Here is a 12,308-nt window from a genome sequence, read left to right as displayed (position 1 = left end):
ACATTTTTAAGTACTTTTGTACCACTTTTATAAAACATAATCCCATAAAAATGGATAAAAAAATATTTTCTTTTTTGTTTTCTACACGATTAATGGCCTTTCTGTTTATTTCATATGCCGTTGCCATGGCCACAGGAACTTTTATCGAAAGTAAGTACAATACGGATACGGCAAAAATTTTAATTTATAATGCGTGGTGGTTTGAGGCTATTCACGTATTTTTTGTGATTAATTTCATCGGGAATATTAAGCGGTATCAACTCTTGAAGAAAGAAAAATGGGCTACTTTATTGTTGCATTTGTCTTTTATTCTTATCATTCTTGGTGCTTTTGTAACGCGATACATCAGTTATGAAGGAATGATGCCAATTCGTGAAGGGGCCGCTGAAAATCAGATTTTTTCTGATAAAACCTACCTGACACTTTTTGTAGACGGCGAATTTAAAGGAGAAATGAAACGCCGGGTTTTTGAAAAACAGGTACTGCTTTCTCCTGCCACTAGTAATAATTTTAGCATTTCCGGTACTTTTGCTGATACCCCATTTGAAGTGGAATATGAAAATTTTATAATGGGAGCTAAAGAATATGTCAAACCTGATCCAAAAGGAATTTTGTATTTGAAATTAGTCGAAGCAGGAGATGGTAGTCGTCATGAACATTTCTTGAAAGAGGGCGAAGTACAAAATATTCATAATGTTTTATTTTCGCTAAATAAATTTACGGATGGTGCCATAAATATCAATACTACAGGAAACGCGTATACAATTCAAACACCTTTTGAAGGAGATTTTATGCGAATGGCAGATAAACTAAAAGGAAAAGTGACTAAGGATAGCGCGCAACCATTGATGATGCGTTCGTTATACACAATAGGTGAAATGCGATTTGTGCTTCCGGATCCTGCTGTAAAAGGGGTTATCGATTATGAATCTAATAATGATTTTAAAGCTAAAAATCATGAAGATGCACTAACAGTAAAAATAACGGCTGAGGGACAAGAAAAAACAGTAACCGTTTTAGGCTCCAAAGGTAAATTAGGAGATGTAAATTCAGTGAAAATTGGGAATATAGAGTACTCGGTTTTTTATGGAAGTAAGGCGTATGTTTTGCCTTTTAAAATTAAATTAAATGACTTTATTGCACAAAAATATCCAGGAACAGAGAAAAGTTATTCTTCATTTGAAAGTCAGGTTACTGTTGAGGATAAAGAACCTTTTGATGCCAGAATATATATGAACAATGTTTTGGATTATAAAGGATATCGCTTTTTTCAATCCGGTTTTGATCCTGATGAAAAAGGAACCATATTGTCTGTAAATCACGATTTTTGGGGAACAGCAATCACTTATGGTGGTTATTTCATGCTATATTTTGCCATGATGTCCATTATGTTTACTAAGTATTCTCGTTTTGCAGATATTAAGAGAAAATTAGAAGTGGTAAAAATTAAGAAAGCAAAATTGCTGACTATTTTAATCCTGCTATTTAGTTTCAACAGTTTTGCACAAGAACACGACCATGCGGATCACGAGGGACATGCGCACACGGAAGCTGAAGCAGCGCCGGCAACACACGCTAATCATACCAAAAAAGTATTGAATCAGGATGAACTGAATGATTTAATTACTAAATATAAAGTTCCTGCAGAACATGCCGCAAAATTTGGTAGACTTGTAATTCAAGACGGCGGCGGTAGAATGAAACCGATTAATACGTTTTCATCTGAATTATTGCGAAAAGTAAGCCAGAGTGATTCCTATAATGATATGAATTCAGATCAAGTTTTCTTGTCTATCACTCAGTATGCTAGCTATTGGATTGAGATTCCAATCATTCATTTAAGAAGAGGAAATGACAGTTTAAGAAAAATAATTGGGGTTGATAAGAAAGCTAAATTTGCACCTTTTGTAGCTTTCTTTGATGCCAAGGGAAATTATAAACTTTCTAAATATTTAGAAGAATCATTTAAAGCGGCTAACCCCAATCAATTTGAAAAGGATTTTATCGAAACCGATAAAAGAGTAAATTTGATGGAATCAGCGTTAAGCGGTCGAATATTAAAAATTTTCCCTATTCCGGATGATAAAAACAACAAGTGGGTTTCTTATTTAGAACTTAACGAAGCTGGTTTCAAAGGAATGGAAGCGACGTATACTAAAAATGTATTGCCTTTGTATTTTGGTTCTTTGGCAAACGCTTCAACTTCTAATGATTACAAAACTGCCGATGAATTGCTGGAAAGTATCAATGGTTTCCAAAAACGTTTTGGGAGTAAAGTGAGACCAAGTGAAGAAAGAATTACATCAGAAGTGTTGTATAATAAATATGATGTTTTCAATAAACTTTTTTATTGGTATGTTTTAGCGGCAATTTTGATGTTGTTTTTTACAATTATGCAAATCTTCAAAGAGCGCAAAGCATTAGCTATAGCAGTAAATACAATGCATATTATTATAGGATTATTATTTGCATTGCATACTGTGGGCTTAATTGCCCGTTGGTATATTTCTGGTCACGCACCTTGGAGTAATGCGTATGAATCAATTATATATATTGCTTGGGCTACCATGTTTTTTGGTTTGGCTTTCGACAGAAAATCAAAACTTACTGTGGCTTCTTCAGCTTTTGTAACCGCAATGATTCTTTGGGCTGCAAATCTAAACTGGATTGACCCGGAAATTGCAAATTTACAACCGGTGCTGAACTCCTATTGGTTAATGATTCATGTGGCGGTAATTGTGGCCAGTTATGGACCGTTTGCGTTAGGAATGATTTTGGGGACGGTTTCATTATTGCTGATTTTGTTTACCAATGAAAAAAACAAAGCCAAAATGGATTTGAATATTCAAGAGATCACTTACATCAATGAATTAGCCTTAACGATAGGTTTGATAATGTTGACTATTGGAAACTTCCTTGGAGGACAATGGGCCAATGAAAGCTGGGGACGATACTGGGGCTGGGATCCAAAAGAAACTTGGGCATTAATCAGTATTATGGTCTATGCTTTTGTAATTCATGCCCGATTTGTTCCATCACTACGCGGGAAATGGGTATTCAATTTAATGAGTATGTTTGCTTTTATATCTATATTATTCACCTATTACGGTGTGAATTTTCATCTGGTAGGATTGCATTCCTATGCGAGTGGAGAAGCCCATTCCTTAAACTGGATTTGGTATTCACTGGCAGTAATAACATTATTTGGTGCTGTTTCCTATCCAAAATACAAGAAATATTATAAGAAATAAGTTGGATTATTTTCCAATAACAAATAGACTGTCTCAATATAAAAATGAGCCAGTCTCTTTTGATTGTATTTCTAAAAGAGAAAACCTACTAGTTCCTAAAATCGATTTCACTCTCGAGAAGATGAAGTTGTAAAAAAAGTAAAAAGCAGCTCATGGAGTTGCTTTTTTGCATAAACAACCAAAACGGCTTGCATACAGGACAAAATGTATGGATATAATGGTTGTGTCTGTCGTGTTGGAAGGGGATGGTGTCGTGAATAAAGTATTTGATTGGAAATAAGAAAAGCATGCATTATAAGTCGCTTTGAGTTGGTCATTTAGCATGTGATTTTCCTTCTTATGCATAAAATCAGCATCGGTAGTTGGGTATGGAATAGGAGTTTATTTCTCCCGGAATAAATTTTGTTCTTCGTATTCTATGGTTTGATAGTAGTTTGATGAGATGCCTTAAAAGTGGTTTTTTTGAACCGCCATGCAATTATATTAATACAACCTAAAAATAGGTAAATCAATTAAATAAAAAAGTCCATTTGTCATTTTTTTATATAAAAAAAGAGGCTGTCTTTTTGAGACAGCCTCTATAATTTTATTAAATATGTAATTACGGTCTTTGTTTTTTCATTTCTTTTTCAATCATTTCGTAGAATTGATCAATTTTTGGTAAAACAACAATACGAGTTCTTCTGTTACGAGATCTGTTTTCAGCCGAATCATTTGCAACTAAAGGAATATATGAACTTCTTCCTGCCGCTATTAATTGCTCTGGTTTAACACCCAATTGATTCGTTAAAACACGAATAATAGAAGTAGAACGTTTCACACTTAAATCCCAGTTGTCAAGTATCACACCGGAACCATTGTAAGGAACATTATCAGTATGACCTTCAACCATACATTCAAAATCGGGTTTATCATTGACCACTTTGGCAACTTTAGCCAAAACCATTTTGGCTCTATCAGTCACTTCATAACTTCCGCTTTTAAACAATAGTTTGTCAGCTATAGAGATAAATACAACTCCTTTTTCTACATTTATTTCGATATCCGGATCAGAGATTCCTACTGAACTTTTTAAACTAGTAACTAACGCAAGTGTTACACTGTCTTTTTTAGTTAAAGCATCTTGCATTCTACTAATTTTCAAATCTTTCTCTTTGATAGATTCTAACGCTTTTTCAATATTTTCAGCTCCTTTAGTAGACAGAATAGTCATGTCTCTAGAAGTACTGATTAAACCTTGATTTTGGTCTTTCAAACCACTCACGGTAGCAATAAGACCCGCTTTTTCTTCTAAGCAAGAATTTAATTTTACAGTTGCTGTATTTAATAAATCCTGAGTTTCTTTGTTTCTAGCTTCTAAATCAGTGTATTTCTTTTTTGATACACATGAGGATAGTACAGCTAAAACAGATAAGGCAATTACTATTTTTTTCATAAATTGTTTAGTTTTAGTTTTAATGTTAATTACAAATTTAACTTTTTTATATTTATTTTATTCCAAATAAATCGTTAAAAACAACGATATTCCTGATAAAATAAATGTAAACGATACTTTTTGTAGTATAGTATTTTTGTTTTTGAAATTTTGCTCTTTTTTTGCATTGTGATGAAAATAGGCTGTAAAAGGACCCGTGGGCTTTTAGTATTGCGAAAAAATGTTTGAACTTTCCTTTGAAAATAAATTGTAAACCTGCAATTCCGTCTAACACCATTCGGATTAAAAGTATCCAAAATAATTGATTTTTTGGGATATTTTTGGTTAGCATTAACAATGAATTTCTAAAGTTCAAAAAAGTTTTTTTGGAATTCCCTTGTTGCAAAGTAGCCCCGCCAACATGGTAAACAACGGACTCATAATTGTATTTTATTTTATACCCTTTGTTGAAAGCACGCCAACATAAATCAATCTCTTCTTGATGTGCAAAAAAATCGCCGTCAAAGCCATTTAATTCCTTATAAACAGAACTTCGGATAAAAAAACAAGCTCCGGAAGCCCAAAATATTTCTCGGTTGTCATCATACTGACCACAGTCTTTTTCTACGGTGTCAAAAATTCGTCCTCGACAATACGGATATCCAAATTTATCAATGAATCCACCGGCAGCACCAGCGTATTCAAAATATTCTTTGCGTTTGAAATCTAATATTTTAGGCTGAATAATGGCAGTTTCAGGTTCTTTTCTAAAAGTTTTAAGTATCGGTTGCAACCAATTTTCAGTCACTTCAATGTCAGAATTCACCAAGGCAAATAGTGTAGCATCTATGTGTTTTAAGGCTTCATTGTAGCCACTGGCAAAACCCAGATTGCTTTCGTTTTTAACAATTTTAACCAAAGGAAAAAAAGCTTTTATATAAGAAATCGAATCATCTGTAGAGGCATTGTCAGCCACATAAATGGTAGCTTCCGGTGAATATTTAACCACAGACGGCAAAAATTTTTCTAATAATAAAATTCCATTCCAATTCAGGATGACGACAGCTACTTTCATTCAGATTTTTAGATTTTCAGATTTTTCGACATTTTAGACCATTACAATCTAAGAAGTTTAATATTCTAACTATTATAATTTGGTAGATTCTCTAGAAAAGCATATCTCTCGTTTTCAAAATCCATTTGGCAAAAGTAATGATTCAATCCATTGGTCACCATTAAAAATTCAGACTTTAGTGTCATATTATATCTTGCAATTTGGTCGAAAGTCGCTTGGGTAATTTTTACTTCAGGCGCTTTGCATTCGATTAAAATAAAAATAGAACCATCCGGATTAAAAACCACAACATCGTATCTTTTGCGCAAGCCATTGACTTTAAGTACTTTTTCAACATTAATCAATGATTTTGGGTATTTTTTTTCTTCCAATAAAAATTGAACTACATGCTGGCGAACCCATTCTTCGGGAGTAAGAATGATGAATTTTTTCCTGATTGCATCAAAAATAGAAACTTTATTTTCGCTATTTTTGAACCGAAAAGTATAGGAAGAAAAATTTAATTGCTGCATGAAGCAAAAATAGTTATTTTGTTTAAAATTTAAGGTGTAAAGTTTCATACGATTCAACAAACTTTAAACTTTAAACTTCAAACAAAAAAGAAAATGGATGAAGTATTAAAAATTGTAAATGATATAAAAAACGGAACCATCAGGCCCCTCTATTTTTTGATGGGAGAAGAGCCATATTATATTGATAAATTAGCGACTTATATTGAGGATAAAATATTAACAGAAGAAGAAAAAGGATTCAATCAGACCGTTTTATACGGAAGGGATGTTACGATAGAAGATATTATCTCGACCGCAAAACGCTATCCAATGATGGCGGAACGACAGGTGGTAATTGTCAAAGAAGCACAGGATTTGATTCGCACGATAGACAAACTGGAGAGCTACGCTGAGAATCCAATGGCAACAACCGTTTTAGTTTTTTGTTACAAATACAAAACGCTAGACAAACGTAAAAAACTAACCAAGTTATTGACTAAAAACGGAGTGGTTTATGAAAGTAAAAAACTGTATGAAAACCAAGTTGGGGACTGGATTAAACGTGTTTTAGCAGGTAAAAAGTATGCTATAGAGCCTAAAGCCAGTGCCATGCTAGTGGAATTTCTAGGAACGGATCTAAGTAAAATAAACAATGAACTCGAAAAATTACAAATTATTTTACCAGCTGGAAGTACCATAACTCCTAAACATATTGAGGAAAATATAGGGTTTAGCAAAGATTTTAATGTGTTTGAATTGCGAAAAGCAATTGGCGAACGCAACCAATTAAAGGCGTATACGATTGCTGAAAATTTTGCCCAGAATCCAAAAGATAATCCAATGGTGGTGACTACCAGTTTGGTTTTTGGATTTTTTATCCAATTACTAAAATACCATGGTTTGAAAGACAGAAATCCTAAAAATGTAGCTGCCGTATTAAGCGTGAATCCGTTTTTTTTGAAAGAATATGATGTGGCTTTGAAAAACTATCCCATGAAAAAAGTGAGTCAGATTGTTGGTGCTTTAAGAGATATTGATGTCAAAAGCAAGGGTGTTGGCGCCAATGCAATGTCGCATTCTGATTTGTTACGAGAAATGCTTTATAAAATATTTAATTAAAGGACAAAAATTTCCGATATTTGCACTCCCGAAACTTCGGGTTATTAAAAATAAATACCACAATTATGGGAATGAATAAAAATACTATTTTAGGTTGGGCTACTTTGATAATGATTGTAATGGGTTTATTGCTTATCGCATTAGGCGCTTTTAAATATGATGACGTAGCAGGCTGGGGATTTGCAGCTGTAGGTGTTGGCTTTTTGGCTAATGCTTGGGTGTTTAGTTCACTTAAAGGCAGACTTTAGTAGTTATTCTTAATGTAGATATGAGACTTAAGAGCAAATAGATAATATAATTTTAAATTAAAAAAATAGAGATGGCAGACGATAAAAAAGTGATATTCTCAATGTCAAAATTGAGTAAAACCTATCAAGGAGCAGATAAACCAGTACTTAAAAACATCTATTTGAGTTTCTTTTATGGAGCTAAGATTGGTATTTTGGGTTTAAATGGTTCCGGAAAATCTTCTTTATTAAAAATTATTGCCGGTGTTGATAAAAACTACCAAGGAGATGTAGTGTTTGCACCGGGTTATACGGTAGGGTATTTAGAACAAGAACCTATTTTAGATGATACTAAAACGGTTATTGAAATTGTAAGAGAAGGAGTTGCTGAAACAATGGCAGTTTTAGAAGAATTCAATAAAATCAATGATAGTTTTGGTTTGCCGGAAGTCTATGAAAATGCCGATAAAATGGAGCAATTGATGGATCGTCAAGCACTTTTACAAGACAAAATTGATGCATTGGGAGCGTGGGAAATCGATACTAAACTGGAAATTGCCATGGATGCTTTGCGTACTCCGGAAGGCGATACGCCAATTAAGAATTTATCTGGTGGTGAGCGTCGTCGTGTCGCTTTATGTCGCTTGTTGTTGCAACAACCTGATGTATTGCTTTTGGATGAGCCTACGAATCACTTGGATGCCGAAAGTGTACTTTGGTTAGAACAACATTTAGCACAATATGCCGGAACTGTAATTGCAGTAACGCACGATAGATACTTCTTGGATAATGTGGCCGGTTGGATTCTGGAATTGGACAGAGGGGAAGGAATTCCTTGGAAAGGGAACTATTCTTCTTGGTTAGACCAAAAATCAAGCCGTATGGCATTAGAAGAAAAAGTAGCTTCAAAACGCAGAAAAAACTTAGAACGCGAGTTGGATTGGGTTCGTCAAGGTGCCAAAGGGCGTCAAACAAAACAAAAAGCGCGTTTGCAGAACTACGATAAATTACTGAATGAAGATCAAAAACAATTAGATGAAAATCTGGAAATTTATATTCCAAATGGACCACGTTTAGGGACGAATGTAATTGAAGCCAAAAATGTTGCTAAAGCTTATGGAGATAAATTATTGTATGATAATTTAAATTTTACGTTGCCACAAGCAGGAATTGTTGGGATTATCGGACCCAATGGGGCTGGTAAATCAACTATCTTCAAAATGATAATGGGCGAAGAGAAGCCAGATGCAGGGGAATTTTTAATTGGGGATACCGTAAAAATTGCTTACGTAGATCAAGCGCACTCCAATATAGATCCTAATAAATCGATTTGGGAAAACTTTGCTGACGGTCAGGAATTGATAATGATGGGCGGAAAACAAGTAAATTCAAGAGCATATTTGTCACGATTTAATTTTGGTGGTGGAGAACAAAATAAGAAAGTTTCTATGCTTTCCGGTGGAGAACGTAACCGTTTGCATCTAGCAATGACTTTGAAAGAAGAAGGAAACGTACTTTTGCTGGATGAGCCTACGAATGATTTGGACATCAATACACTTCGTGCATTAGAAGAAGGTTTGGAGAGTTTTGCCGGTTGTGCGGTTGTTATTTCTCACGACAGATGGTTCTTAGATAGGATTTGTACACACATTCTAGCTTTTGAAGGAAACTCTGAAGTGTATTGTTTTGAAGGTGGCTTCTCTGAATATGAAGAAAATAAAAAGAAACGTTTGGGTGGTGATTTAACACCAAAACGATTGAAATACAGAAAGTTAATTAGAAGTTAGTCTTTCTGAAATTTGTTAATAACAGCAAGAGGATGACTAATAGACATCCTCTTTTTTTGTTCTGTAATTTTTGTTCTGTCGGAATTCATCATAATGAAAACTGCTAAAAAATTTCTACGTTGACTAAACCAAATTTGACAACCATTATAAAAGTTCCGTTATCCCAAGAAAAAAGTGTAGTGTCTTTCTTGATCCATTTATTTTAAGTTGGTTCAAATTCAGGCTTCTCATAAAATAAAAGGCATGATAATTATTATAATTGGTCTTTTAGTCTAAAAACTTAGCCTCTAACTCTTTTGTGGGAATCATACAACTTTCCTTTTTTCCAAACCATTTGTATCGATTTACAGCGATATAATCATAAATGTAATTATTGAACGATGTGGGGAATATCGAAAATATAGTGGTTAAATAAAATAGCCCACCTAAGTTTTTAGCTATTGCTAAAGCAGCTTCTGATTTATAATAATAAGCAAAACCAGGCTGATACAGAATAATACTATCTGTTTTTTGTGTATTAACTCCCAAATGTTTGATAATTTTTTGACCCAAATCAGATTGTAAGGCGACAAATCGGAAAATATCTTTAGTATCATGCTTAATAATCACTTGCACCGCCGAATCACACAGATTGCAAACGCCGTCAAAGAGAATTATTTTTTTGTCTTTAGGAATATTGAGCATAATTTAAATTTTATAATTCAACTAGATTGAAATTTCTGCTTCATCAAAATGATGAAATACGTGATGAGACTGCAAACTGAATACTGGTTACTTCTTCCCCGCTTCAACAAACTCCAGCGCTTCCAAACTGACTTTTGAAGTAAATACGCCGTAGTTCACTGTTACTTTGTTTTTTTCAATAGAATCGATGGTTCCTACTGCTTTTCCATCAAGCATTCGCACGCGATCGCCTACTTTTAAGGTTGGTTTTGGTTTTTCAACCACGATTTTTAATTTCTTTTCTTTCTTTTCTTTTCTTATTTCCTCCACTTGAACCGTAACTTCTTGAATGACTTCTTTTTTCTTTTCTATCAGTGCTTTAGTTTCTTTAACAGTTACTTTTTTGCGTTTTGAATTTTCTATTTCAATAATTTTAAGAAATTCACCAAGCAATTCTTTCTTATTTTTATTATTGAAATATTTCTCTGAAATGTCTTCAATTTTTTGTCCAATGTAAATCGTTTTCTGGTTGCTGTCATATAATTCCTGATAGCTTTCTAGTTTTTGTTTGATTTTTACATTGATAGTCTCCATTTTCTTGCCTTCTTCACGCGCTTTTGTTTCTTCTTCCTTGAGGGTTTGCGATGTTTTTTCCATCTTTGAACGCTCTTTTTGAAGGGTGGCAATCGTTTTATCAAAGCGTACTTTTCCAACTTCAATTTTCTTTTTGGCCCGATTGATTAAGCTGAAAGGAATTCCGTTTTTCAGAGCGACTTCAAAGGTAAATGAACTTCCGGCTTGACCTAATGCCAATTTATACATAGGCTCTAATGATTTTTCATCAAAAAGCATGTTGGCATTGGTAGCAAAAGGCAATTCGTTAGCCAGAATTTTTAGATTTGAATAATGAGTGGTAATAATCCCAAAAGCTTCCCGATGGTAGAACTCTTCTAAGAAAATTTCGGCTAAAGCACCTCCCAATTCAGGATCTGAACCCGTACCAAATTCATCAATAAGAAACATAGTTTTTCTATTACACTTCTTCAGGAAATAGTTCATGTTCTTTAATCGGTAACTGTATGTACTTAATTGATTTTCAATAGATTGATTGTCTCCTATATCTGTTAAAATTCTATCAAATAAAAATGTTTCACTGCGTTCATGAACGGGAATTAACATACCGGATTGTAGCATCAGTTGCAATAATCCAACGGTTTTCAAGGAGATAGTTTTTCCTCCTGCGTTGGGTCCGGAAATTACAATAATTCTACTTTCCTGACTGAGTTCAATAGTTTGCGGGTGTGTAATTTCGTTTTTCTGTTTATTATTCAAATATAAAATAGGATGGTACGCATCTCTAAAATAAACACGACGTTCCTCAGTAATTGTTGGCAAAATTCCGTTGATTTTATTAGCATAATTTGCCTTTGCGGCAATTACATCAATATCACTCAAGAAATCCTGATATTCAATCAATAACTGTAAAAAAGGACGAATATAATTAGATAACTGTTTTAAAATTCGGGTGATTTCTTCTTTTTCTTCATATTCTAAATTACTCAATTCACGAGAATATTGTAAGGTAGCTTCCGGTTCAATATAAGCAATACTTCCAGTCTTGGAACTGCCCAGAATGGATCCTTTTACTTTGCGACGGTACATGGCTAAAACGGCCAAAACACGTCTGTTTTGTACAAAACTTTCTTTTATATCGTCTAAATATCCTAATGAGTTGTATTGTGTCAGTGCTGTGCCAAAACTTTGATTCACTTTCCCGCGAACCGCATTCATGTTCCTACGGATATTCAATAAATCCGGGGATGCATTGTCTTTTATTTCACCATATTTGTCAACTACTTCATCGACCATCGTGATAATTTCTTTAGTCAGTTCAACTTGGTTTGCTCTTGCGTTTAAATTTGGATAATAATCTTCGAATTTTCTCAAAAAACTCAATAGGAAATTTACCGTTGATGAAATGGTAGCGATTTTTCTAAAACTGCCCACTTCCAAGAAACTGTCTTCAATGGCCAGAAATTTTATCTCATACGTGATGGCATCAAAACCATGATTTGGAATGGCATTGTTATTTTGGAAAGACGAAACATATTCCGATGTTTGCATTAATGCCTGTACCAACGTTTCCTTGTCTTTAAATGGAGTGATTTCTAATGCTTTTTGTTTTCCAATGTCAGTATTACAAATGGTCGAAATGGTTTCGAGAACAGTTGGAAATTGTAAATCTTGTAATGTTTTTTCGGTGATGGATATCATTTTATAA

Annotated in this window: 9 protein-coding genes; 4 read left to right on the top strand and 5 right to left on the bottom strand. The window is 33.9% G+C overall.

What is annotated here, in order from left to right:
- Positions 1-50 precede the first annotated feature (50 nt).
- Positions 51-3,251 (top strand): cytochrome c biogenesis protein CcsA, encoded by a 3,201-nt coding sequence (gene ccsA, locus EKM01_RS05920; protein WP_126767372.1) that lies wholly within the window; start codon positions 51-53, stop codon positions 3,249-3,251.
- 601 nt (positions 3,252-3,852) lie between these two features.
- Here ccsA and EKM01_RS05915 read toward each other — a convergent pair.
- The 3 genes from EKM01_RS05915 to EKM01_RS05905 all read right to left on the bottom strand — a co-directional run bounded on the left by EKM01_RS05915 (position 3,853) and on the right by EKM01_RS05905 (position 6,252).
- Positions 3,853-4,686 (bottom strand): OmpA family protein, encoded by an 834-nt coding sequence (locus EKM01_RS05915; RefSeq protein WP_126459398.1) that lies wholly within the window; start codon positions 4,684-4,686, stop codon positions 3,853-3,855.
- Between the two features lie 52 nt (positions 4,687-4,738).
- The gene (locus tag EKM01_RS05910) at positions 4,739-5,740 is read right to left on the bottom strand and encodes a glycosyltransferase family 2 protein (protein ID WP_126451519.1); all 1,002 of its coding nucleotides are present in this window, start codon (positions 5,738-5,740) and stop codon (positions 4,739-4,741) included.
- A 65-nt stretch (positions 5,741-5,805) separates the two neighbouring features.
- Positions 5,806-6,252 carry a type I restriction enzyme HsdR N-terminal domain-containing protein gene (locus tag EKM01_RS05905; protein WP_126459401.1) on the bottom strand — a complete coding sequence of 149 codons (447 nt, stop codon included), beginning with the start codon at positions 6,250-6,252 and terminating at the stop codon, positions 5,806-5,808.
- Positions 6,253-6,345: 93 nt separating this feature from the next.
- Here EKM01_RS05905 and holA point away from each other — a divergent pair, with 93 nt between their 5' ends.
- From holA to ettA, 3 genes are all read left to right on the top strand, one after another.
- A complete protein-coding gene (holA, locus tag EKM01_RS05900; RefSeq protein ID WP_126459404.1) occupies positions 6,346-7,350 on the top strand; it encodes a DNA polymerase III subunit delta in 1,005 nt (334 codons plus the stop codon).
- A 65-nt stretch (positions 7,351-7,415) separates the two neighbouring features.
- Positions 7,416-7,598, top strand: coding sequence for a CAL67264 family membrane protein (locus EKM01_RS05895; protein WP_126459407.1), 183 nt, complete (start codon positions 7,416-7,418; stop codon positions 7,596-7,598).
- A gap of 71 nt (positions 7,599-7,669) precedes the next feature.
- Positions 7,670-9,364: an energy-dependent translational throttle protein EttA gene (gene ettA, locus EKM01_RS05890; protein WP_126459410.1), complete on the top strand. Its 1,695-nt coding sequence runs from the start codon at positions 7,670-7,672 to the stop codon at positions 9,362-9,364.
- Positions 9,365-9,631: 267 nt separating this feature from the next.
- Here the strand turns inward: ettA and EKM01_RS05885 are convergent, their stop codons facing one another.
- Together EKM01_RS05885 and EKM01_RS05880 are read right to left on the bottom strand one after the other, a co-directional pair.
- Complete coding sequence (locus EKM01_RS05885) at positions 9,632-10,048, bottom strand: thiol-disulfide oxidoreductase DCC family protein (RefSeq protein WP_126767369.1); 417 nt, start codon at positions 10,046-10,048, stop codon at positions 9,632-9,634.
- Positions 10,049-10,135: 87 nt separating this feature from the next.
- The gene (locus EKM01_RS05880) at positions 10,136-12,301 is read right to left on the bottom strand and encodes a DNA mismatch repair protein MutS (protein WP_126459416.1); all 2,166 of its coding nucleotides are present in this window, start codon (positions 12,299-12,301) and stop codon (positions 10,136-10,138) included.
- Between the last annotated feature and the right edge of the window lie 7 nt (positions 12,302-12,308).

The sequence above is a fragment of the Flavobacterium sp. RSP46 genome (assembly GCF_003984825.1).
Lineage (GTDB): Bacteria > Bacteroidota > Bacteroidia > Flavobacteriales > Flavobacteriaceae > Flavobacterium.
The sequence above is the reverse complement of the archived record's forward strand: the minus strand, read 5'-3'. Positions and strand labels throughout refer to the sequence as shown.